We start from the raw sequence: 24,219 nt of genomic DNA on the forward strand, positions 1-24,219 counted from the left end.
CCGGCGTTTCATAGCCGGCGATACTCGACCATGAGGGCATCCACGATCTTGCGGGGGTGCCAGTGCTGAACCATGAACTCCCGCGAGTTCCTTCCGGTTTCCATGCGATGGTCCCCATCCGAGATCAGCCGCCCGAGCACGGTTTCAAGCTCGGCCGAATCCCCCGCGGCCAGCCAAGGCAGTGCATCGGTTCCCGCAAACCGCGCCGCCTCCGAGCGGGTCCTCTCCGCCAGACGGGCAATGGTGGGGGTGCCTTGGCTCAAAGCTTCGAGCGACGACACGCCGAAGTATCCCTGCAAATGATCGAAAAAGATGTGGCAGTTTCGCTTCCGCTCCAGGCACTCGGAGTGGGGGACGTTTTCAATGAGGTCGAGGTCCAGGAAACCGTTGTATCGGGCCTTGAGACCCGCGTAGACGCGCACCAGGAGTTCGGTGTCCTTGATCTCCTTCTTGGTCGGCGACTGACCGATTCTTACTCGTGACTCGTGAGTCGCGACTCGTGACTCGTGGGGAAGGTAGAGTGGATCGTCGATGGGAACGAGATTGGGTATCCACGTGGCCTCCGGAAGAAAATCCAAGAGGTCCGGCGTGCTGACCAGAAATGTTCTTCGAGAACTCTGCGCGCGGAATCGAGCCGGATCGGATCGAAGGGGCTCGCCATGTTGATGGTAGATCGCCCTTTTCCCCTTCATGAAATCCTTGGCCCTGAAAGGACCCAGAGGCGTTTCCTCATCGGCAAAGGCGTGAAAGTGAAAGAGATCGGCATCGCGGAGAACCTGTTCGATCTCCTCCACGTTCGAGGTTCGATGACCTCCACGAAGGGGGAAATGCCGCGGGAGGGCAGGAGCCCGGAGCGGCCGTTCGACATCCGACGATTCCGGAACATGGATGTCCTTCCTGTAGTTGAAGTTGTATTTGACGGCCGTGGTCACCAGACGGCAGGAATGTTCGGTGTGACGGTTGATCGCATCGGTGAAGGCGATCCCCATCCCGGCGGGATCATTGGTGCAAATCATGAGGATGCGCATCCCAATTCCCCTCGGCACGTCCTCAGAGAAAGCGGCTCAGGCGGCTGAGGGCCTCCAGCGCCCGTTTCCCTTTCCACTGGTGGCCGCGCCAGATCTCGGGGACGAACCCCTCGTCGTAGTCTTTCAATTCGCCGAATACGGCTTCGAAGGGAATCTCACCCTCGCCGATTTGGACTCCCTCCCCATGCACGCCATGGGCGTCCGCCACGTGCAAGTGGCGAATGTAGGGCCTCACCGCGCGGACGAAAGAAACAATGTCCTTGCCGACGTGCTTGCAGTAGAGCTGGGCATGCGACGTATCCAAACAGATGTTGAACTTCGTTTCCGCGCAAAACGCGGCGATCTCTTCGGGATTCAGAAAAAGGTAGCCCGTCCATTGGCCCCCGAAATACCACGGAAAGGGCGGCAGGTTCTCGAGGAGGACTTCCACTCCGGTCGTGTCAAGCCGGCGGAGGGAGTCGATGAATCGGCCCGACATTCCATTCGCGCCGGGATATCCATTCAGACTCATCCCCCCCGGATGGAGGATCACTTTGGGCTTCGACCCGTGATTGAAGGAAGGACCCATCTTCCGAGCCATGTTGATCACGCGCTGAGCCACGGAAATCGAGCACTGGCGGGTGGCCATGTCTTTCGATGCCAGATCGAGAATGACGTCTCCGTCGTACTCGGGGGCATGAACGACAAGGTTCTGGGGAAATCGACCCGGGGGCGGCTCGATCTCCAAGTCGCGGTCCGTCATGTGGAATTCGAAGAGGTCGGGCTTGTATTCGACAAACTTGTCCACGTCCGTCACCCGGACGATCAAGCCCCACTTCTTGGAGCTGACGGGGCGGGCCATCGGCGCCTCCGGCTCCCTCAGATCGTCCTCCACAAAAAGCTCACCCGCCATCATGTCCCGATGTGCGGTTCTCCCGATGAGCTGGTCGGCCAGATGGGGCGAGAGGCCTTTCCCCGGCCCCATGACGGTGATTTTGTCCTGCGTGATGACCTCGCCGATCTTGATATCGGCGGCGGCCACGAGGCTCTTGGCGAACAGCTCCCGATTGAGCTGTTCTCCCTGAGTCATTCGCTTGACGCCGGTGCCCAAGCACTCCTCCACAACGCGTATCCCATGAACCAAGCGGGCAAATTCATCTTTCTCGAGACTGACTTTGTGGTCGGGCCCCCACGCCGTCCGATCATGCGTGAAATGTTTTTCGACAATCCGCGCGCCGCGCGCGACGGCGGCGAGTGAAACTTCGATCCCGCGGTCGTGCCCCGAGTAGCCTACGGTGACCCCGAACTTCTGGAGTTCATCCATGACTTTCAGATTCACTTCCCGGTAGAGGGCCGGATACAGGCTTACGCAATGGAGAATGGCGAATTCGGCTCTTTTCGATTTGAGGAAGTTCACCGTGCCTTCGATTTCCGGCATGAGCGACATCCCGGTGGAGAGAAGAAGCGGTTTCCCATGGGCGGACATTCTCGCCAGCAGCGGCCAATTGGTGAGATCCGCCGACGAGACCTTGAAGGCCTGCACCCCCAGTTGGGCGACAAAGTCCACGCTGGGCGGATCGAAGGCCGTGCACAGAAGTTCGATTTCCAGCTCCCGACAGCGTTCGGCCAGCCGCGAGTAGGCTTCTTCATCCAGCTCCACCCGGCGGAGGATCGGGATCATGTACTGAAAGTGTCTCTCGTGCTGGATCACCTGCTCCAGCACGTCGGAGGTGTAAAGGGATTTCAGATCGCGCTTTTGGAACTTGACGGCATCGGCGCCTGCCGCCTTGGCGTCCTCAATCAGGCGAAGAGCAAGGTCCTCGCTCCCATTATGATTGATTCCTATTTCGGCGATGACGAAGGTTCGCTGCCCTTCGCCGATGAGCCGCCGGCCTATCCTAAGAGGATCCGGCACGCTCCGCTCCAGCCAAGGAAGGCGCGGTCCCTCACGCCATGGGGCCACGACGGCCCCGCGCCGACAGGCGCACATTTGTCTCCCAGCGTGAGGGGCCGACTTTGCATCGGCGTATTCGCGCTACAGCTGAATGACACAAATCCCTCCCTGTTCCAGCCCCTTGACCTGTTCCAGGATCTCGTTCTTGCGCGCGAAGGAGGTGATGATCACGCCGTCCGGGCTCAGCTCCCTGATGGAATCCGGACGCGAGACCTTCCATTGCCCGAAGGATTGCCCCCATTTGCGTTCATCGTTGTCCACCACGCCAACAATCTCCACCGGAACGTTGCGAAGGGCCGCGCTGACCACTTCTCCCGTTTCCGAGGCCCCAAACAGAACCACTCGGCGGATATGCCCGTTCAGATGTTTCTGTACCGCCCGCTGGATGGCGCCCTTGATGTACGAATAAGCCCGCACCAGCTCGACGGACGACTCCATCAGAAAATTCATCCTGGCTTCGTTCCCCAGTGGAGTGACTTGGTACGTCATCCTCTTTCTTGAGAGTTCCTCCTTGGCAATCCACCCCTTCCGGATGCCTTCGTCGATGTAGTAATTGACTTGGGCGCTGGAGACGCCGACCAGTCCGGACAACTTGTGTTGGCTCAAGTTCGGATTCTCGCTGAGAAAATTCAGGAGATAGAGCAACTTAAACTTGTGTGTGGGTTTCCAGCATGAGAAGCTGGAGAATTCTTTCATGTCTATTCGCAATCCTTCCTTAGTTGCGGCCCTTTCGGCACCGGGGATTATCCCCCGGATGCTATCCTTAGCAATTCCTTTGAGTCTATTACAACATATGGTGGTTTGTCAAGCGAACGAACAAAGGAACAAGCCCCCTGCCAGGTTTCGGCAGGGGGCCCAAGGATCAACACCAACCATCCACAGATTCTCTTTCAAGTTTCGTTTGTTAACTTACTGAACAATATCGGACAGAGCTGCAATAACTTTAGGGAGAAGTGAGGACGCGATTGTTCATGAAACAATACCAATATTGTATTGAAATTAAATATATATCTAATCGATTGGCGGAGCCTCAAGGTTCCGCAATTGAACGATTTCTCTACGCGCGAGAGGAGCGCATGCTCTGCTGCAGTTCAAACAGGGCATGCTCAACCAGCCTTCCCATCAACGGGATGTCTCCCACAAGATTCACAAGGAATGCCTGCCCCGATTCCAGGTGCCGCGCAAGCTGCTCCGAGCCCGACGTTGATTCGCGCCAGGGCCGAAGAACCCGCCGGACCAAGGGTTTCGCCACCGCTGAAATCAGCCTGGAGGGAGCCGCCCGATCGGCCACATCGCTGACGAAACTGCCGATCCGCAGCCTTCGTTCCTCCAAGATCGAGGCGGCGTCTCCATCCGCGGGCCGGCGCCCTATCTCCCCCCACCTCTCGAAGAGATCTCCCATCCGGGCTGAAAATGAGTGGAGTGCTGTTCTTTCTTCCACAAGGGAGTCGTACAGCCGGCACAGGCTCTCGCGATCCACGGGGGCATCCGCGAGAAAATTCCCGGAAAGATCTCCTCCATTCCAAGCGCTGTCCCGCGGCAATGCGGCGACCTCGGACCGCAATTCGTCCAGCGTCATCCGCACCGATCCTCCGGTCTCACCACCCGCCACATCACTCAACACGACTTTGAATCCCCCCCCCTGCCGGTAGCCCGCCCCCATCTCCAAAAGGAAGCGCCTATCCGCCAATCGGTCGTACGCGCTGGGATCGGAAGCATCGGCCGGGTCGAGGTCGACCCAGAACGTGCGGTCAAACCATGCCCCGCAAAGAACCGCGGCATCCACGGGGGCGGAGAGACCGAGAGGAAGGTGGAGAGCAGTCGAATCACCCGACACCACCCTCTCCATCCATGCGCCAAGATCATCCTGCGCGCGCGCATACACCACCGGTCGCTCAGGGGAATCTTTGAAGGCCAGGGGATCGGCGTCCAAGGGGAGCACGGCCAGCGCCGGGTCACGAGGGGAACGGGCATCCGCCCCGAAGCGCAAGCGCGGTTGGATTCCCGATGCCGTGCCGGACGTCGCCGTCCCCTCCGCTCCGCTCCACGGACGGCGAAATGAATTTTCATAGGGTCCTGTCGCCGCGACCACGGTTCGCGCTTCGATCGCTCCCATCAGATCCGCCGGAAGACGACCGGCGCAGCCGCTGTTCAACACCACCGCGTTCAGCCAGACCTGCCGATCGGGCCGGGGCTGGACCCCGCGGCCTTTCCACAGCCACGGCAGATTCTCGAGCGAGCGGAGCAGGATCCGACGGGATTCGGTTGCCGGGATTTCCACCTGTCGCCTGAACAGGGACAACCGGCAAGCCGCTCTGCCTTGGATTCTCGCCACCCTGTCGGTGAACGATTTTGCATAGCCGGGAAGAATCAACCACGAGACCCGGAGGCCGATCCGAAGTGAAGCGTCCATCGCCTTGTTGAAGTGGGGTTCATCGTGAACGAGTACCAACCGATCTGGCACAAAGAGGCTTCCGTAGTCAATCCGGCCCATGAGGTCGGCCAGCAGGGCTCGGTCCGGCTCATACAGGATGACCTTCGCGGAGGTCCGGTCCAGAAGTTCGCGCACGTGGTAGCCCAAGCCAAGACCCACCACGAGGACCAACTCCGCACCGGTATCCACCGCCGTCTGGACAAGTCCCTTGGCCTCGAGCACAGGATGGAAGGGGCTGTGGAGGAATTCGCTCTTGTACTTGAGCGTCGGCGGTCCGGCGCGGGAGGGCAGGATGTCAACCGCCCCGACTTCACCATCGCCAAGCTCCGGGATCGAACCTCGGACAACTCGGCGGAACGCTTCGGAGTTGCTCGCCCAGCGGAGCCGGCGACGCGGGGATCCGGTCGCCGTTCCGTTGACCGTCTCCGGCGCGGAGCCGCCGGGGAGGCGTTCAGCGAGCGGCAGGTTGCCGGCCGAGCGGCTCATTTTCCAGCGGGGTGTCCTCAATATCGGAAAGCGCCTCCTCGATTCGGGGCGCCAGGATCTCGCAGCCATCCACAGCCTGGGAGACCCACTCCTCCAGTCGTTTGAGCGTATCCTCGTAATGAACCGTCCGCCCTCCGGCGCATCCCCTGACGCACCACTCGGCCACCAGAGATTCTCCCATGACGTGGTAGTTGAGTAGGAAGCTGGACGAAACGTAGTCGGAGATGTCGTCCAAGAGCGCCTCCACGAGGGCCTGCTCGCCGAACATCCCCGCCAATCGATGAATCGTGGTCTCGCCGCTCCGGTACCGCTGGACGCGTTCCATCTGTTCTTCCAGCAGCGGCCTGAGTTCCCGCACCCGAAACGCTTCGGCGCGCAACAGCTCCCTCAGCGCTCTCAGCTTGTCTCCATGCAACAGCGGCGACATCGTCCGACGGAAAAAGGATTTGTCCACCTTCCGCCCGAGATATCGGGGAGCGGCCTCTTCGAGCGGAACGTGCTGGAACCCCTCAATCCAGACGCCGTCGCCGGTGGCGTTGACAAGTGTAATGCCCCGGGCCGACGTCCGGGCGGCCAATTCGAACCAGTTGACCGTTTTCTCGAACTGCCTCCACGTGAGCACTTCGCCGCCCTTGTATCCCTTCACGGTGGTGAACTGGGGATCATCCTTCAGCGCCTTCGGGGGGGGCAAGGCATGCTCTCTCGAAACGCCCCGGGCGTGGGTCCGCCCGCCGGGAAAGGAGAGATCCTGCCCGGCCATGAGAATCCGATCGCATCCGAGCCGCATGGCAAAGCTGAAAGCCGTGGTGGACACGGAATAGGCATGCGGCAACACGGCGTTGAATCCCGTCAGGTTGAAAAGCGGACGCTCGAAGGGGCTGGAGGATTCGACGTACAACCAGATCCGCGTGAGCGGGAGGTCGAACAACTTGGGGCACACCTTGAGGGGGAAGATCGCGGAAAGGGTTTCCGGAAGGTCCACCTCATCGAAGAAATCCGTCACATCGATCGCCTCATCGCTGAAGACAAAGTCCGGGACCACTCCAGACCGTAGGAGGGGTTTGAGAGACGCATCCGTGGCCAGGAGGATCGCGCGTTCCTGCACCTCCTTCAAAAGCGGCAGATGACCGGCGAGGGACGGTCCCGCACCGATGATGATGGCCGGCAACCCCATCCCGCTCCCCTCCAATGCGGCCGCCATCGGGTATTCGACGACCCGATGGAGATTCAGGAGGTTGGTCCCCACCCATTCCCGTGCGCGGTTCTTCCAAATGCCGAGGCACATCCTCGAATTCTCGATGTCCACCGTGAAATTGGCGACAAGTTCCCGCACCTGCTCGGGGAAGAGGATCTCGTGCGCGGCGCCCACGAAAATTCTTCCCTCCAGCCCCAGCCGGAACCAGACGCGGAACGCCAGGGCCAATTCCTCCGATTTGCGGGTCAGGAACACGCGGTCCTGACGGAAGAGGTCCGAAAAGTCGTGGATCATCAGCGCGACTTTCAACAGGGGGAGTTCCGGTTCGAGAATGAGCAGGTCCTTTCCGGTCTCCCTCGATGCCTCCTTCAAATCGTAGCCGAGGCCGACTCCCATCATGACCACAACATCCACTCCCTCGCTCCTGAAGGCCATCCAGCGGGCCCGGGCCTCGGCCCCCGGATGTTCACGGCTGTGGAGAAGCACTCCCTTCCACGAGAGCGTCCACTGCCCGTTCGCGCTCTCCTCCAGGAGATGCAGCGGTGCTTCAGCTTCCTCAAGCTCCGCGGCCAGCTCCGGAAAGCGGGGCCGGAGGGCCGCCAGGTTCTTGTGAAGGCGCTCGAGGCTGGGCTTAAGCATATCCGCCGCCCCTGAAGAGGGAGGCCTCCTTGAGAACGTCGCGCCATTGGGCGACGAAGCGGTCCATGGAAAACTGACTCTCAACCGTCCGGCGCGCCTCCCCTCCCATCCTCGCCGCCTCTTCGGAAGAGTCGAGCAACTCGCGGAGGCGAGATCGTAGCGCGCCGACGTCCGACGTAATGTATCCATTCACGCCGTTCCTGATCGGCGAGGACGTATTCCACGTCGAGAGGACCGGCGTGCCCGCGGCCATGGCCTCCAACATGCAAAGCGTGTACCCGTCCTCCAGCCCCTCCACGGTCGTGTTCACGAACAGACGCGCGCTTCGATAAATATCCTTCAGTTCATCGAACGACGAGGCCGATTCACTTTTCACGCCCTGGTCGTTATCCCCCACCACGCGGAGCGGAAATCCGTCGCAAATGGCCAGGAGGTCCCGCAGGCCCTCTTTCGCGCGGGAAAGGCCGTTGCACACCCTCAGCGCGCTCGCCACTTCGCCCGTGTGGTCGGGAAAATCGGAAATGTCGATGCCGTGCACAATCACGCGCGAGGGGCATCGCAGCCCCCAGTTCTTCCGCTTGAACTCCGAGATAAAAACAAAGAAGACATTTCCGGATTTCAGGAAAAGCCTCTGCAGAGATCTCAGGAATTCCCGCTTCCGGAGGGCCTGGCCGAGAAGGTCCGTTTCGGAATAGGGGAACGCATTATGGAACACGAGCACTTTCCCGGAAGGGCTCGCGATGCACGCCAGGAGATCCTCCACATCGTGGCAAACGATCGCATCATAGTAGGCGTCTCGGCTCCGTTCCTTCATGTCGCTCTCGGAGATCAGCCGGGCGTTGGGAGGAAGCGGGCGAAGTCGGGGATTCCACGCGCGCACGTAGCCCAAGCTGGGAATGTGCCGTTCGCAGATATCGAATTCGTGTCCCGTCCTTGCGAGGTTGCACAGATACGGTTCGTGCCGGCAGAAGGTCAGTATCCGGAGGGTTCGACGCGAGGCCCCGATGACGTTTCCATTCGTCGTCCCGGAAGCGAAGCGGAGGGGGCGCGTCGTACCCATCAGACCGGAGCGCGGAGTTTGTCCCCGAGGATGAACGAGGCCATTTGGAAACACTCAAGCTGCTCCGGGGAGACGGGCGGTCCGGACATCAGGTCCGTGACGACGGCCTGGTAGTAGGCCTCCGCCCGCCCCGGGTCCTGTCCCGAGAGGAGCAAGGCCAGAATCCAGGCCGCGATCGGGCGATCACCGGGCTGCCCCATCGCTTCCGTGAGATGTTGAATGGCCGCGGCGGGCTGCCGCTTCAAGATTGAAAGGAGCGCCAGGTAGGGAGACACACCTGCCTTGCCGCCGGCCTGCGCGGCCTTCGTCAGCAGTCCGGCCGCCAGATCCATGCGCTCTGCGAAAACGGGCGAGTCCGGGTAGACCAGCATGAGGCAGGTTTTTCCCAGAAGAGAGTATTCCCGCGCGGACCAGACACGAGGCACATGATCGAGGAGGGCGCGTTGCAGCACCTCCGCCGCCTCCCGCGCGCGGTGATCAGACGTGTGCCGCTCCATGACCTTGCGCCGGCCGGCCTCCGCGATGGCCGCCCGGTCCGTCTCATGTTCGAGGTAGTAGCGGATGAGCTCCGCTACCTGGTCCGCATCACCGTGACGGTAAATCACTAGATCCCGGCCTGGCTCGAACAGGTCCGCTTGGCCGTTCTCCAATTCTTCGGCGAGCAGCATTCCTCCGCATGCCATCGCCTCGAAGGTCCGCTGATTCAAGTCTCGATTGACCGATTCGTTCAGGATGATCTTCGATCGATTGTAGGTCTCCGCATAGGCTCCGCTGTCGACCACGAATCGAATGCTGCCGTTCAACCGGACTTTGAGCCGATCGAGGAAAGCAACCCGATGGGGATGGATCCGCGGATCCAGCTTTCCCACGAAGCAGGCGTCGATGTCGCGCGGGAGGCCAAGATCCTTGTCGGTGCCTGCCGAGCAGGCCAGTGGAAGCCAGGAGGCCGATACCGCGCCCCATTGCCTGAACGGTTCCACGTAGTCCTTCTGGGCCACGAACAGCACATCGAAAAGCGGGGCATAGTTCCTCTGCCACGCGAAATTGAGATGGGAATCCACCGCGTAGTACGCTTTCAATTGCGGAACGCGGTCCATGTCCCGCCATAGATGCTTGACGCCCCTCTCAATGAACAGGAGGACCTCCGGCTCGAAGAAATCCTTCCGACAGCGGGCGACCACCGTTTCCAATGAAGGATGGAGCTCGTTGCAGATAATTTGGAACCGATCCTCCCATCGGCCGCAGGTCACCACCTCATGCTCCCGGCGCAGTTCATCCACGAGAGCGGGATTGTCCAGGACCAGAATCTTCAATCGACCTCCCCGTTCCCCTCCTTACGAAGGAGGGGAACCTCCTTCGTCCAGCCGGCGAGGAAAGACATCTGCCCCCTCCTCCCCTTTGTGCGGGGAGGCCGGGGGGGGTGGAGCTTCCGAGACTCGAACCAAGAGCCTCCGCGCGCCCCCGTGCCCCGGGTTCAGGGCCAGGAGCCGCTTGATTTCATCCATGCAGTCGGTTTCCTGCCCCGTTTCGGAAAGGAAAAGGATCAGGAGGTACCGGACCTCGTAGTCGGCGGCATGGAGGGCCAGGTAGTTCCTCAGGTGGCGAAGGGCCTCGCGCTTGTGTTCCATGGAAGCGGCACACGAGGCGAGGCCGATGACCGCCCGGCGATGATCACCGTTCCCGTCGATGAGGCCGCAGAAAATATCGCGGGCTCGGGCGTGGTCTTTCAGTTGAACCCGGAGCGCTGCAATTTCAACCAGCCGATCCGGGTCGCTCCCGGCTTCGCGGGCCAACTCGTCGACTTCGTGAGATACCTTGCCGGCGCCTTCCGACACGATCCTCACCTGAAGCAGCCCCACGCGACCGGCGAAGGATTCAGGGTCCACCGCGAGGAGGGATTCGAAGGCCCGCGCCGCTTCGTCCATCCTCGCCGCCGCCAGCTTGCCCTCTCCGAGCAGCAAGTAGTACTCGCATAGCCGTCGCTCATGCAGCGAGAAGCGGGAGGAGACATGGGAAAGCACCTGAAAGGCCTTCGCAAGTTTCTTGGAACCCAGCAGGGCTCGCACCAGGGCCAGGTGGGATTCCGGCTTAGTTTCGTCGAGTCGAACGGCTTCCTCGAACTTCTTGGCCGCCTCATCCCACTGGGCCGAGTCCAGATGGGCTCGGCCTTCCGAGAGCAGGCGGGCAATGACCTGCTGCCTCGGGCGCGCCCGGAGGAGGTACTGGAACGTCCTCATTTCATCGGCTGCGTTTTCCGCGTCGCTCCGCAGCTCCGCGGCAACCTTCTGAAGGCCCGGCAGGATGGCGTGCGGCGGCGTGGTACGCGCGCCCATTTCCTCGATCACCCAGCCGGTGGTTTCGAACAGGCTCCGAATTTCCTGGAGCGTGAAAAATCGCACGTGGTCCCGATCCAGAATCCCCTCCTCCGCGTAGGACCATCGTCCGGACAGGAGTTGGCCGATCACGGACCAGTGGCCGACGTTCGGGACACTGGATACGACGCACCCCTGGGGCGTGAGCCGGGCCTGAAGGCCTTCGAGCAGGCCCCACGGGTCGTCAAGGTGCTCCAACACGTCGGACAGAACGATACAATCGAAGGTCTCGTCGCCCAGCGTCTTCGGGTCCCGCGCGTCCCCCGTGATCACCCGGTCCAATCGGCGCGCGGCCTCTGCCGCTGCTTCTTCCACCATCTCCACTCCCGTGATATGGACCCACGGTCGTCGGGTTTTCAGGTACGCACCGAAGCCGCCGGTGGCGCATCCGACATCGAGGATCCGTTCGGCCTCCCGCGGGATGAGCGGCTCGACTTCTTCCCTCGAATGCGAGTAGTAAACGAATGACCTCCCGCGAAAACTGCGGGTCTCCATCATCCCCATGGCCAGATGGGCCGTCCGCTCCGCCGCCTTGCCGTCGTCCATGTAATTCAGTTCGTAGATGGAACGAGGACGCTTCAGCTCGAACTCCTGCGCGAGGGCGGCATCGTACAGTACGCGCCGTATCGCCTCGGCCAGGCCCGGAGCGTCCGTCACCTGGAGCACCGGATCGTGCGGCTGAAAAAGGGGATCGTGATAGCGCACGACCGGGAGGTTGATCACCGGTTTGCCGCACAAGATGCCGGCGACCCCCAGGAGGGAGTCCGCGCACACGACGGCATCCGAAACGTAGACGATGGGCTCGGGGTTCGCATCTCTTTCCACGATGCGGACGCGGGCCACTCCGGCCGAATCCGCCTTCCGGCGATACCACTCCTTTCCCTTCTGATCCGAGGGATGCAGCTTCACCAACCAGTCGCAGGATTCCGACTCCAAAGCCCGCGCCGCCTGGAGGAAGAGATCGTAGGCGCGCTCGACGAGAGCCGGGTCCGAGTGCGTGGACAGGCCGTGGGTCCAGGTCGAACAGTAGAGAACGATTTTCCGATCCGGCTGGAGATCGAACTTCTGCCGGAGAGCCGCCGCCCGTCCGCTGTTCCGTAGAGAATGATAGACGTCCCAGTAGGGGGCGCCGGTCACCACGATATTCTTAGGATCGTTTCCCCACCGAAGATACCACTGCCGGGTCCGCTCCCCCTGCACGGCGATCCGGTCCGCCCAGATCCGATCGTGGGCGTTGTGGAAAAGCGCCCCCATGCCGTGGAGCATGTGGAGCACGGGGATACCCCGTTTCCTGAAGAAGAGCGCGAGGGTCTTTCCATCGAGTAGGACGTCTTCCCAAAGGAGGGCGAGTTGGGGGCGATATCGCTGGACGGCCTGGTCGAGCATTTCAACCAGCAGAATTTGCTCCCGGATGCGTTCCCGCTTGAAGTGTTCCGCCGCCAATTGGGCGGCCACAACCCACGGTTCGGGCCAACCGAGATTCGTGGGCCAGAATCCGGGGAGTGGACGTTTCTCGTAGTCGTCCAAGATGCCCGCCATGGAAGGATTGAGCGACGCCTCGCGCACGTCCTTTTCCAGCTCGGGGACAACGGACACGCAATCCACTCCCACCTTCGTGAGCGTGGAAAAGATGTTTTCGCCGTAGACGAGATAGGTGCTCGGACGGATCCGCTCGATTTCCTGGATCACCGGCAGGTACGCCGTGCCCACATAGGTGAAGATGGCGGGCTTGTCAACCACGGGTCGCCTCGCGTGGGGGGGGGGAAGAAATGGGAACAAGCTTGGAAAAGACGGCAATCAATTCCTGTAGCAGGTCGTATTCAAGCGTGGCGGCCAGCGGGACGCCCTTGTACGTAAGCGAACGCGCCACCGCGGGGTCCGTGCTCCACGCCAGGAGGTACTCATCCACCGTGAGGTCCAGCCGGCACCCCGTGCAGAGCGGCATCTCCTTCCACATCATTTCCGCGGTCCGGTGGTGACACCAGCCACAGGAAGGGCTGAGTGCCGAGTGCCGAGTGCCGAGTTTCTCGGACTCAGGACTCGGGACTCGGGACTCGGGACTTTCGTTGCTCACTGTTCGATGCTCCTCACCAGCACGAATGCCTCTGCCGCGCCCAGCCCACAGTGGATGCCCCACTTCTTCGCATAAACACGCAACGATTCCGGCGACCGGGGATGGCCGTTGGCGCCGACCTCGCCCCGGTACTGCAAGAAGGCGTGAATCTTGGTTTCCAAAGTCCGGGAAATATCGCTGAAGGCGTTCGGCGTGAACGTGTTCTGCGCCCCGTAGATGTTCCACTCGGTCGAAGAGGGCGTTTCAAACGCGAAGATCCTTCTTACGGTTTCCCCGTGAATCGGCCGGAAGGCGGTCAACACAGCCTGATAGGTAATGCGGTGGTCCACGTTCAGGTCTCCCCAGAAATGGGTGTAGACGACTTCAGGGCGAAACTGTTTCTTGATCCGTTCAATGGTCTTGACCATGTCGAGGAGAGACATCGTATCGAAACGATTGTCGGGCAGGCCGAGGAAATGCACCCGCTCCACCCCCAGAATGTCCGCGCTCCGGCGGCAGTACGTTCGAAGCGCCGAGACCAGCCGCTTGGGTGCGTGTTCCCGTCGTTCGAATCGCGCCGTGGCGCCTTCTCCCAGGATGACCGTGTGGATCCGGTGCCCCTTGCGGGCCAGGCGGGCCATGGTGCCGCCGCAGCCAAGCACTTCATCATCCGGATGGGCGGCAACGACCAATACATTCATGCGGACACTCCCGATCGGATGATTTCCAGCGCCCGCGGACCCTCGTTGAGCATCAGATCGATGACAGACATGTTCGGAATGAAGGGATCGAAGCCTTGCCGATACGTAGGGTGCTGATAGTCTTGAAAAATAACCGCAATTTTCTCCCTATTGAAGGCCTCAAGGTCCATGTAGAGCCGTCCATGGGTACCCGCGTAGTATGTATCAGCTTGGAAATGCTTGCAGATCGAGACAAGCCGATGTGTGGCTAGTTCCTTTACATTCAATCGGTCGGTTGGACCGATTGAATCGGTCGATCGGACCGATTCGATCGATCGATCGGTCAGTCTCAAGTCTGAACTCCTATACGTTCGAGGGGTAAGATTCATGCATCGAGAGACAACCTCGATAGACTTGAGACAGAGCAGGGACAGGTTCGAGCCTGACTCGGCGTAGATCGAACCGATGGGGGCTTCATACTCGGAGTAGAACGGGGCCTTCCTGTAGTTTGACTCGATCGCTTTCAGGTGCTTCCGCCGCCAGGGCGAGCGCTCGTCCGTTTGGGTTTCGTTGATGGTTTGTCCGAAGTGGTGCTGGACCGGCACGGTGAGCCATTGCCATCCCTCGGCCGTGCGGATCTTGTTCCGGTTCTGCCAATCGTTCTTCGTGTATTGCACATCGTCGAGAAACACGAACACATCGGCACGGTCCATCTTCTCGAAATACCCGAGCCACGGGAGGTACTGCGGCTGGTGGATGGAGACGATCATGGGAGTGGCAAGTGGTGAGTGGCGAACGGCGAGTCGAGGGGGCCACGGCTCGGTTCTTTTGGCCCTTCGCTCGTCGCTCCTCGCTCGCTCCTCGTTGCTCGTTGCTCGTTGCTCGTTGCTGTCATGGCGTCCACCAACGCGCACACCCGGTCCGTGGCGCGTCCGTCGTTCAAGGCATTGAGGGTCAGGAGATCCGCCTCTCTCAACATCTCCTCCTCCATCGTCCTCGGTGCGCGAAGGGCCTCCATGGTTTTCCGAAAGACCTCTTCCTCAGTGCGCGCTTTGAGGATCGAGGCCGCATCATTGAAGATCGTCTCCGGCACATGGAGCGAGAGCGACATAACCCGGGCGCCGTAGATCAGCGCCTCGACGGCCATCGTCGATTGAAAGCAAATCACCACGTCCGACGCCCTGAGCAGCGGCGCCAGCGCGGGCGCCAAGGAAAGGTGTCGCGGGTAGGTCGAGTGGACCCGGAGACCCTCGGCTTGAGCCAGCGCCTCATACTCTTTGTCCGCATAGGGATCGGAGGGATGGGGTTTCAAAACCAACTGGAAGGCCCGGGCCTTTTGGGCCCGAGCGAGCGCGCGGAACGTATCGGCCATGACGTCTCCCGGCCGATAGGAATGCTCCCGGAGGTACAGACCGCTCCGCCACGTGGTGGCCAGACACACCACGGGGAGACCGCTCTGCAGCCCGATCTCGCGCAACGCCCTCGACTTCTCCCATTCGCCGCGGAGGCGGTAGTGCAGGTCCATGACGACCGATCCCGTGACGGCCAATCGATCTTCCGCCACGCCCGCCCGCCGGTACCAATTCCGGCAGCGCTCCCCGAACACAGACATGATGTCCGCATACACACGGTCATGCAGATTGGCCAGTCCGGGCAGCCCATGCGCGAGGCAGAGGCTGGGAACGCCATAGGCCCTCGCCAATTGAATCGCCACCCGCTGGAGGGGCCGGACGTCGTTGTCCACCATCAGCAGGCCCAATCCGCCCTCGACCGCCATTCTCTTGACGGCCACCGCAATGCCCAGCATCTGGCGGCTCAGGTTGGAGAACCGTGGCGCGAGACTCTCGTAGATTTTCACATCGGCGTATCCCCGCTCGGACAAGGCCGCCTCGAAGCCCATCGCCAAGCGGGCGCAGTCCTCCGGACTCTTCTCCAGGACGTAGCGGTCGATCGCCGCCAAGTCGCCCGGATCGAACAACGTCTCCAGGGAGGCCACGCTCCCCCCCCCCGATTTCCGGATGAAATCGTAGGTCGTCGGGTTCACCACGAGGTCGTGCCGGGATGCCAATCTCCGGCAGAGGTGCTCATACCTCTGGTTCAGCAGCGCGAGAATTCGGACCGGCACGTCAGGACCCTCCATCCGGCGGGGAGAAGCGCGCCCCCAACTTCTCCATCGTCAACATGAAGATCTCGTACTCCAAGGCCCCCGCGAAGCTCTCCCCATCCCAGCGAAGGATGTCTTCCGCGGCTTCGCTCGCGCTCCATTCCGACAGCGCCGCGAGGACCTCCTGGTCGGTATGGCAGAGTTCACACACGGTGCCGTTCAGGCGCGACCCTCCAAGACCGCAGCGTTCGCACCTATCCTGCATGGCCTGCCGCCTCCCATGCGCTCTGCGTCGGGGCCCGACGCGCCTCAGAAGCCCGAAATGCGGGCCTCCGACCGGAACGAAGGATCTCCAGGCTCGCGGGACCGCAGTTCAGGAGCAGGTCCACCGCCGAGAGGTGTGAAACGAAGCCCTCGAATCGTTGGGGATAGACGGGGTGATCGTAGTGGTGGAAGCGCAATCGGACCCCCGAGTCCGAAAAGATTTCGGAATGTTGAAGATACGCTCGCGCGCCAAGCGGGGAGAGGTACTCATCCGCCCCCAGGCTCTCGCAAATGGAGACAAGGTAGTCCACCCGGTCCACTTGCTCCACGTCCAACTCGGAAGCCCGGATGAACGGCGTGCGAATTCCCAACCGCGCCGCCAGCGCTTCCACAAGCGGAATCGTCACCTCCACCAAGCGGTCTTCCTCCGACCGTGCAAGCAGCGTGGAGAGAAGGGCATCGCCATGATCCCTCCACGACTCCGCGCGGCGATAGGCAACTTCGATCGATCGCGCGTGCCGGCGGATCCATTTCCCCTGAACGATCCTCGCCTCGCGGAGGGATTGGCCCAGCGGGTCCTTCCGCGTGAGCGGCAGCGTCAGCCAGCACCAGCCTTGGTCGGTTCGGATGCGGTTCCGGTGATGCCACGAATGCCGCACGCGCTGCACCGTGTCCAGAAACACGAAGGTGTCGACCTGGTCGATCATGTCGAAATATCCAAGCCAGGGCAGGTAGTGCGGTTGGATGATGGCCACCGTCTTTCTCATCACCCGGCTCCCCTGTCGCATGACACCTGACGCATGACTATTTTCGCCCCTCCACCAGCCAGTCCGAATCGGTCCGACCCGGCGCGCTTCCCACCTTCGCATATCCGATAAACCGCTGACGAAACCCGGCCGTCAGCGCATCGACGGCCGCCGCGTCGACAAACGTCACCGACATCCCCTCCTCACCGGTCTCGTTCGAATTCATGAGAAAGCAATGGGGAGCCAGCTCCCGCCCCCGCCCGTATCGGGAGTCATCCGTTCCCCGCAACGAGAAGAAGGCCCACCCCCCCGGTTTCAAGAGTCGACGAATTTCCATGATGCCCGCGGCGGTCTCCTCGGGCCTGCCGTAGTAGAGGACGCCATAGCAGATGACCGCATCGAAGGCGTCCGACTTGAGAGGCACGTCCAGGAAGGTGCCCACGGCCAGCCGCCCGGGACTCCTCTCCGTTCGGATGCATCGGCGCAGGGAACGTCTCGCTCCATCGATCCCGACGACGTCGAATCCTTCTCTTTTCAGCATCACGAGGTGCCGTCCTCCGCCGCATCCGAGGTCCAGAACGCGCTTCGGCCGCCGACGATTCCAAGAGCGAACGAGCCTCCGAGATACGAACCGGACGACATGATCGACAGGGTAGCGGGGGACCTTGTCGAGATTCTCCCGCGCGTAGAAGATTTCCCAGGGAGTGCCGGTGTTGTTCCTCTCTTGAACCGGTGTGGCGATCCCCATGGTGGACACTTTCAGCGGGCGGAATTCGGTCCCGTCATGCGGAGCCCTATCCGGAGCAGCCCGCTGATCCTCGCCACCGACTTGGGCGGGAGGGCAGGATAAACGGGGATCGAAAGCGTCGTCTCGACCACCTTCTCGGCTTGGGAAAAACCTGCCGGATCCTGGCCAAGATATCGGTGGAGGAGTTCGAACCTCCGAATGGGAACCACGGTTTTCACGCCGCGGGTCTCGAGCCATTTTCTCAGGCGGTCCACCCGCCGGGACGGCGCGCGCAGCACGTACCGATAGAAGGTGGAACGGGTCCCGGCCGTTTCGAAGGGTCCGTGGGTATCGCTTCCCAACGGCAATGCCCGCAAGTAGAGGGAAGCGGCGCGGCGCCGGCGGCGGATCATCTCGGGGAGCTTGCGAAGCTGCACGCGCCCCACGGCCGCCGCGACGTCTGTCATCGCATAGTTGTATCTTACCTTGTAGGTCGGCCGCTGGTCGTAATCCCGAAGGTCTCGCGCCTGCTCAGCCCATTCCTTTCTTCGGGTAACCAGCATCCCGCCGTGACCCGTGGTCATCATCTTGGTGGCATGGAAGGAGAAGATGGAGATGTCGCCCGTAATCCCGACCCGGCGACCGCCGATCTCCGCCCCGATGGCCTGGGCACAATCTTCGATGACCGGAACGCCGAGCCGACGCACGGCATGAATGCCGGCGGGGAATCCAAACAGGTGCGGTACCACCACGACTTTCGTCCGGCGACGCAGCTTCTTCTCCACGTGATCGGCGGTCAGGTTGAAATCGCGGTCATTCACGTCGACCAGGACCGGCTTCGCGCCCACGTAGAACGCCGCGTTGAGGAGAGCTGAACACACGTAGGTGGGCATGATGACTTCGTCCCCACGGCCCACCCCCAGAATCTGCAACGCCAAGTGAAGCGCAGCGCTCCCACTGCTCAGAGCGACACCGTGACAGCCCTTCCCAATCCAAGACGCAAGCTCCCGTTCAAAGGCCGCCACCTCCGGCCCGGGGGCGGGCCAGCGACGCAGAATGACCCGTCGGACGGCGTCGGCCTCTTCCTTCCCGATCCAAGGTTGATTGTGGGGAATCATCCTGCGTATAACAGGTAACAGTATACTTTATGAGGATCAACCCGTAGGCTAATAAAGTATACTGTCACCTGTTATACTCCTCGTAGACTTCGAGCCGCAGGTAGTAACGCTTTCCGTTCACCTCGACGAATGCATTGTCATACGGCGGAAACGTGAGGGCCCGGAGCCGATTGATGAGATCGGCGCCCCGATACGTTCGATCCAAATCAATTCGCATCAGCTCCCAGAACTCCTGATCCCGATGGTAGGTGCCCTCGCCGGAAGAAACGTCCAGCGGATTCCCCTCCCCGGATCGAATCAAGGGCCAGTGCTCCCGGAAGAGGTCGAATCCGGCGGCCTCAAGTTTCTCGTAGAGAGATTTCCCCGTGTCGCTGAATTCAACCGCCACGCGACGTCGAGCGAAGATCGGCCCGCTGTCCACGCGACGGACCATCTTGTGAATGGAAACGCCCGCCGGCGTATTGTCGAGGATGCTCCACGCGTTGGTGTAAGTCCCCCGATTATGCGGCAGGTAGGACGTGTGCACATTGATGCATCCCAGCGGTGGCATCTCCAGATACTTGGGCGGCACGAGAAATCGGAATCCGCAACTCACCACCAGGTCGGGCCTGAGTCGGCGGAGAAGAGGCAGTTGTTCCCGGCGCGTCAATACACAGGCAATCTGCTCCCCTTGCTCCGCCAGCCAGCCGAGAATTCGGCTCCCGAGCCCGTTCAGGCCCAGAAAAACAAGAGTGGGGCCGGATTTGGGAGACGGACTACGCATGACCGGCCACCCCGGAGGAAGTCTCCAGATGTTCGGCCACCCGTTCGACCCCACGGCCGTCCAGCCGGAACCGACCTGTCTCGCTGATCCTTCTTCGCAGCGTCGCCGATCGAACAAGTTCATCCAGCCGTTCCGGCACCGAGTTTTCATTGCCGGCGCGAAGCGCCAGACCTTGCTTGTCCATCGCATCCAGGAAAATGGAATGGCCCGGCGTGGGATCGACCAATACGGCGGGCACGCCCATGGTAGCCAGCTCGTACATCGTTACGCCGACTGCTCCCACGGCCGCGTCTGCCCGCAGGACGAGAGGAACGATGGAGACCACATTTCGGATCGTCTTCACATTTCCGGGAAGGCTCCGATCCCGATTCAGAGTCCCGCGATAACCGGGGCCCAGGAGGGATACAAATCGGACGCGCGCAAAGCGCCGGGCCAGTACCGGCACGAGCCGGCCTGCCATGTCCTGCGGGTCGCTCCCCCCGAAGGTCACCAGCACCTGCCGCACGTTTTTTCGCAGACGATAACGAGGTCGAGCCCGCGCCCACTGGGGCTTCAGCAGGGCATATCGAAGACCCATCAATCGAACTTGACGGCGTTTGCGCACGATTTCATCGCGCCAGAGCACGTGGCCGTTTACCAGAACATCGGCCGGCGTACAGTCCGCGTCCCAGTCGTCGATCACCACCAATCGCCCGACCTTCTCGCCCCACGCACTCAGGAGCCTCTCGTCCCTCCGGGGAATGTCAACGACCAAAGTCTCCACCCGGTCCCGTCGGATCGCGGCGCCCAGCGAGGTCTGGTTCCTCAGCCGGGTGAAGCGCGGAGCGGCCGCGGCAAAGAACCGTGCGGCCAGAAGGTCATGCTCCGAATAGAAACGAACCCCTCGGCCCCGCCGGACACACACCTCCGCAAGGGCCAGCGCGCGCGAAACGTGTCCGAATCCTATGCGCGGCCCGGCCTGGACGTAGAAGCCCAGGGTCCCTCCGCGCGCGTCATCGGCTGAGAATCGCATCGAACATGTATGGGGTTTGCCAGGGGGAACCGCTCAGTTTCTGAACGTGGACGGTGAAGCCGGCGCTCTGGCCCGCCTCCGTGAACTCCTGCCGGTGGAACCACAGCGCCCGTCGATTTCGATCCCGGATGTGTTCCTTCGTGGAGTCATCGGCGCCCAGCCGGTCGATGCCTTCGAAGTAGGCGTCCCTCTTTTCGGCGTCGAGAATCCATCCCGCCCAAAGCGCCCCGCCCCGCCGGATGACCTGCGCCAGTCCAAGGAAAACCCGGCGTACGTCGTCGAATCCGTCCAGACATTGGAGCACACCCACGAGGAGCACCTTTGTGAACATGGGCTGCCGGAGAGGAAGTTGTCGCACATCGGCGGCAAAAAGATGAACATTGCGCGACCCGTTCTGCATGGCACGGGCCTGTGACAACATCGAGGGGATGAGGTCACAGGCCCATATCTCCCTAACCCACGGGGCAAGCGCGAGAGCGATGAGCCCATTCGCGCACCCTGCATCTAGAACGACATCCTGGCGATCAACCTTCAGTCCGCGGGCAATGCCCGCAACCATGTGCAAGAATTCCGATGGCCTGTTCGACGGCCGGCCGCCGACCGCCAGCTCACTGGGCAGCGCCGATCGCTCCGTCCAGTGCTCTTTCCAGAAGTGATTCTCCATCCCCCCCATTGCGATAGCCTACGCCCGCGCTTCCTCGAACGGGCTCCCCACGGTCCGACCCGCCGGCGTCACCTTGTACACCATCTTCAACCGCGTATGTCGGACATCCCGGTTCAAGTCCCGCACCTCGGGGTGTGCATCCAGCCATCGGATCGCCTCGACCGCATCCACCGGCCGACCTGGCTCGTAGAGGGCATCGAACACCCCGCGCAGAACCTCGTAGTCCTGGCCTCGATCCAGCGTCAGTCTCACATCGCCGCGGGCCAGTTCCGGCGTCCGTGCCGGCAAATTCGTCACGCTGAACGTTTCGGGATTCTCCAGGATCAAGCTGGTCACATGCTCCCGATGCTGGGGCTGGAGGTCGAACTTTTCCTGAGCCAGCAAGGCCTCCCGGCGGATGACTTCCCCTCCCAAACCGAGGGCCGCCCCGCGGGAAAGCGTTTCGTACCCCGTGTCACCGCAATTATGGGTGTAGTCCGCTCCCGACTTGAGGTGATGCTCCACACAGAGGTCCAGACCGGGTACGTCGATCAATGGGCAATCGCTCGTAACCCGCACGATGTGGTCTGCCGCAAATCTTTCCGCCGCGCGCGTGTATCGCCCAAGCACGTTGAGCTCTCCCCCCATCACAATCGGCCAGCCGCGCAGACCGGCGAGCGCGCGAAGGGGTCTGTCGCGATCGACACCGGTGGTCGCCAAGACCGCCGCATCGAGGGTCCGCGAAGCCGCAAGCCGCTCAAAAATGTGTTCGACGACGGACTTCCTCGCCAGGGGCAAAATCACCTTTCCCGGCAGACGGGTGCTCCCCATCCGCGCTTGTACCACCGCCACCACCTTCATTCCGTCACTCCAAATCCGAGAGATGAACCAAGTCGTCCGGAAGAATGGCGCGTCTCGATCGTCGCCCGATCACCTTGCCCACCTCCGAGGGGGAAAGTCCCGTTCCCGGACGCTTCAACGCGATCATGTCGCGGCCGATGACCATCCCCGGATCGATGGCCACGCGAGCGACAATGCTTCGCCGGCAGAGTTTCTTCATGTCCTGCTCCTCCGGACCGGGAGCGATGCGGCCTCCGCCGAGCATAAGTTCGGTTTGGCGTACCGCCTTGACCAAGGCCCGCAGCTCCGACGGATCGCAGGAGAAGGCGTGGTCCGGCCCGGCGAGCGACTTGTCCAGTGTGAAATGCTTCTCGATCATCACCGCGCCCAGGGCCGTGGCGAGGCGCGCCGCCTCGATGCCTTCCGTATGGTCCGAATAACCGACCGGGTAGGGAAAGAGCCGTCGCAGGCCGGAGATCCTTCGCATGTTGCAGGCCAGGTCGGGCGTGGGGTAGAGGGACACGCAGTGAAGGAGGACGATCTGCGAATTGCGGCTCGAACGCACGGCGCGGATGGCGTCGCGGATCTCCGCTTCGGAAGCCATGCCCGTCGAAAGGATCATGGGCAGCCTGAACCGGGCCAGATCCTTGAGGAGGGGGAGATTCGTCAGATCGTCCGATCCGACTTTGACGCACGGAACCTCCGTTTCAATCAGGGCTTCGACGGCATCCACGCTCGAAGGCGTGGAGAAAAACAGGACCCCCGCATGATCCGCCTCCGCCTTCAGGTCCGCCAGAAGCGGCAATGGAAGCTCATACCGGCGGAACATCTCGCGCATGGATTCAGTGATGGTGTTTCCCTTGGACACATACGTGTAGGTCGTGCCGCCATCCCCCACGAAATCGTCCGCAAAAAAAGTCTGAAACTTTACCGCATCGACTCCACACTCCGCAGCTGTGCGGATCATCGCTTTGGCGGTTTCGGGGTCACCGTTGTGGTTGATGCCGACCTCGGCCACGATGAGCGTCGGCTGCCCGCGGCCGATCAGCCGGTTCCCCAGCGCCACAGTGGTCTTCATGTCACCCGTGCCTCCATTTCCACGTTCTGACTCTTCCCGTTTGCGCGGGAGGCCACGAAAGTTTTCATCTCCTCCGCCTTCAGCCACCACTCATTGGTGTTGCTCGCATAACGGAAATCGTCGGGCAGCAGCCGCCCCTCGCGGGTTCGCTCCGGGTTCCACCATGGGAACTCCGGCTCTACCACGAAGTAGGAATCAAACTCGCGGGCGTGGCGGGCTTCATCCTCGGTGAGAAGCACTTCGTGAAGTTTCTCGCCGGGGCGGACCCCCACTTCGGAAATTTGGGCTTCGGGCGCCACGCTGCGCGCCAGGTCAAGCACCTGCATGCTTGGAATTTTCGGCACAAAGATTTCCCCGCCCTTCATCCGTTCCAGGCATTCAAGGACGAATTGCGCGGCGCGGTCCAACGTGATCCAGAACCGCGTCATGCGCCGGTCCGTGATCGTCAAGACCCCCTTCATCCTTTGCAGTAGGAATAACGGGAGAACGCTTCCACGACTGCCAACCACGTTCCCATACCGGACAACGGAAAACCGCGTTCCCCCCTGCCCGCCGTACGAGTTCCCTTGGATGAAGATTTTCTCCAGACAAAGTTTCGTCGCGCCGTAGAGATTCACCGGGTTGACCGCCTTGTCCGTGCTCAGGGCCACCACTTTCTTTACGCCACAATCGATGGCGGCCTCCATGACGTTCTCGGCGCCGAGGATGTTCGTCTTGACGGCCTCGAAAGGGTTGTATTCGCAAGCGGGGACCTGCTTGAGGGCGGCGGCGTGAATCACGAAGTCCACCCCCTCCATGGCGCGACGCAGCCGGTCCACGTCGCGGACATCTCCGAGCAGGAACCGCAGGGCCGGATGAGCCAGCTGCCGTCCCATGTCGTGTTGTTTGAGCTCGTCCCGGCTGAGGATGCGAACGGCCTTGGGAGGACCCGCCCTCAGGAGGAGTTGGGCAAACTCCCTTCCGAAGGAACCCGTTCCCCCGGTCACGAGAAAAGTGGTGTCATCCAGATTCATCCGCTCTTCCCCTTTCGCGAGGTTACGCCCC

The 24,219-nt window shown here is 61.6% G+C and carries 22 protein-coding genes; all 22 read right to left on the reverse strand.

Going from position 1 to position 24,219, the window contains the following annotated elements:
* Positions 1–8: 8 nt before the first annotated feature.
* A complete protein-coding gene (locus HYT87_00880; GenBank protein ID MBI2058300.1) occupies positions 9–1,028 on the reverse strand; it encodes a glycosyltransferase in 1,020 nt (339 codons plus the stop codon).
* A gap of 22 nt (positions 1,029–1,050) precedes the next feature.
* Positions 1,051–2,922, reverse strand: a complete 1,872-nt coding sequence (locus HYT87_00885; protein ID MBI2058301.1) for an N-acetylneuraminate synthase family protein — start codon at positions 2,920–2,922, stop codon at positions 1,051–1,053.
* Between the two features lie 120 nt (positions 2,923–3,042).
* On the reverse strand, positions 3,043–3,657 hold the full coding sequence (locus HYT87_00890) for a winged helix-turn-helix transcriptional regulator (protein MBI2058302.1): 615 nt from the start codon (positions 3,655–3,657) through the stop codon (positions 3,043–3,045).
* A 361-nt stretch (positions 3,658–4,018) separates the two neighbouring features.
* The gene (locus HYT87_00895) at positions 4,019–5,881 is read right to left on the reverse strand and encodes a hypothetical protein (protein ID MBI2058303.1); all 1,863 of its coding nucleotides are present in this window, start codon (positions 5,879–5,881) and stop codon (positions 4,019–4,021) included.
* Entirely contained in the window at positions 5,847–7,715 is a 1,869-nt protein-coding gene (locus tag HYT87_00900; GenBank protein ID MBI2058304.1) for a motility associated factor glycosyltransferase family protein, read from the reverse strand. The genes HYT87_00895 and HYT87_00900 overlap by 35 nt, the downstream gene beginning before the upstream one ends.
* Positions 7,708–8,775: a glycosyltransferase family 4 protein gene (locus HYT87_00905; protein ID MBI2058305.1), complete on the reverse strand. Its 1,068-nt coding sequence runs from the start codon at positions 8,773–8,775 to the stop codon at positions 7,708–7,710. The genes HYT87_00900 and HYT87_00905 overlap by 8 nt, the downstream gene beginning before the upstream one ends.
* Positions 8,775–10,088 (reverse strand): glycosyltransferase, encoded by a 1,314-nt coding sequence (locus HYT87_00910; protein ID MBI2058306.1) that lies wholly within the window; start codon positions 10,086–10,088, stop codon positions 8,775–8,777. Before HYT87_00910 ends, HYT87_00905 begins: the two co-directional genes overlap by 1 nt.
* Positions 10,089–10,109: 21 nt before the next feature.
* The gene (locus HYT87_00915) at positions 10,110–12,887 is read right to left on the reverse strand and encodes a methyltransferase domain-containing protein (protein ID MBI2058307.1); all 2,778 of its coding nucleotides are present in this window, start codon (positions 12,885–12,887) and stop codon (positions 10,110–10,112) included.
* Positions 12,880–13,107, reverse strand: coding sequence for a hypothetical protein (locus HYT87_00920; protein ID MBI2058308.1), 228 nt, complete (start codon positions 13,105–13,107; stop codon positions 12,880–12,882). Before HYT87_00920 ends, HYT87_00915 begins: the two co-directional genes overlap by 8 nt.
* Before the next feature lie 110 nt (positions 13,108–13,217).
* Positions 13,218–13,901, reverse strand: coding sequence for a PIG-L family deacetylase (locus HYT87_00925; GenBank protein MBI2058309.1), 684 nt, complete (start codon positions 13,899–13,901; stop codon positions 13,218–13,220).
* On the reverse strand, positions 13,898–14,650 hold the full coding sequence (locus HYT87_00930) for a WbqC family protein (protein MBI2058310.1): 753 nt from the start codon (positions 14,648–14,650) through the stop codon (positions 13,898–13,900). Before HYT87_00930 ends, HYT87_00925 begins: the two co-directional genes overlap by 4 nt.
* On the reverse strand, positions 14,647–16,005 hold the full coding sequence (locus tag HYT87_00935) for a hypothetical protein (GenBank protein MBI2058311.1): 1,359 nt from the start codon (positions 16,003–16,005) through the stop codon (positions 14,647–14,649). Before HYT87_00935 ends, HYT87_00930 begins: the two co-directional genes overlap by 4 nt.
* 1 nt (position 16,006) lies before the next feature.
* On the reverse strand, positions 16,007–16,249 hold the full coding sequence (locus HYT87_00940; protein MBI2058312.1) for a hypothetical protein: 243 nt from the start codon (positions 16,247–16,249) through the stop codon (positions 16,007–16,009).
* Complete coding sequence (locus HYT87_00945) at positions 16,239–17,015, reverse strand: WbqC family protein (GenBank protein ID MBI2058313.1); 777 nt, start codon at positions 17,013–17,015, stop codon at positions 16,239–16,241. The genes HYT87_00940 and HYT87_00945 overlap by 11 nt, the downstream gene beginning before the upstream one ends.
* A gap of 37 nt (positions 17,016–17,052) precedes the next feature.
* Positions 17,053–17,742 carry a class I SAM-dependent methyltransferase gene (locus HYT87_00950; GenBank protein MBI2058314.1) on the reverse strand — a complete coding sequence of 230 codons (690 nt, stop codon included), beginning with the start codon at positions 17,740–17,742 and terminating at the stop codon, positions 17,053–17,055.
* Between the two features lie 11 nt (positions 17,743–17,753).
* Positions 17,754–18,839 carry a DegT/DnrJ/EryC1/StrS family aminotransferase gene (locus tag HYT87_00955; protein MBI2058315.1) on the reverse strand — a complete coding sequence of 362 codons (1,086 nt, stop codon included), beginning with the start codon at positions 18,837–18,839 and terminating at the stop codon, positions 17,754–17,756.
* Positions 18,840–18,903: 64 nt separating this feature from the next.
* On the reverse strand, positions 18,904–19,602 hold the full coding sequence (locus tag HYT87_00960; GenBank protein ID MBI2058316.1) for a formyl transferase: 699 nt from the start codon (positions 19,600–19,602) through the stop codon (positions 18,904–18,906).
* Positions 19,595–20,614, reverse strand: coding sequence for a hypothetical protein (locus tag HYT87_00965; GenBank protein ID MBI2058317.1), 1,020 nt, complete (start codon positions 20,612–20,614; stop codon positions 19,595–19,597). Before HYT87_00965 ends, HYT87_00960 begins: the two co-directional genes overlap by 8 nt.
* On the reverse strand, positions 20,595–21,287 hold the full coding sequence (locus tag HYT87_00970; protein ID MBI2058318.1) for a class I SAM-dependent methyltransferase: 693 nt from the start codon (positions 21,285–21,287) through the stop codon (positions 20,595–20,597). The genes HYT87_00965 and HYT87_00970 overlap by 20 nt, the downstream gene beginning before the upstream one ends.
* Before the next feature lie 9 nt (positions 21,288–21,296).
* A complete protein-coding gene (locus HYT87_00975) occupies positions 21,297–22,118 on the reverse strand; it encodes a glycosyltransferase family protein (protein ID MBI2058319.1) in 822 nt (273 codons plus the stop codon).
* A 4-nt stretch (positions 22,119–22,122) separates the two neighbouring features.
* Positions 22,123–23,175, reverse strand: coding sequence for an N-acetylneuraminate synthase family protein (locus tag HYT87_00980; protein MBI2058320.1), 1,053 nt, complete (start codon positions 23,173–23,175; stop codon positions 22,123–22,125).
* Complete coding sequence (gene pseB / locus HYT87_00985) at positions 23,172–24,188, reverse strand: UDP-N-acetylglucosamine 4,6-dehydratase (inverting) (GenBank protein ID MBI2058321.1); 1,017 nt, start codon at positions 24,186–24,188, stop codon at positions 23,172–23,174. Before pseB ends, HYT87_00980 begins: the two co-directional genes overlap by 4 nt.
* Between the last annotated feature and the right edge of the window lie 31 nt (positions 24,189–24,219).

Source organism: Nitrospirota bacterium, assembly GCA_016180645.1.
In the GTDB taxonomy this organism is placed as follows: domain Bacteria; phylum JACPQY01; class JACPQY01; order JACPQY01; family JACPQY01; genus JACPAV01.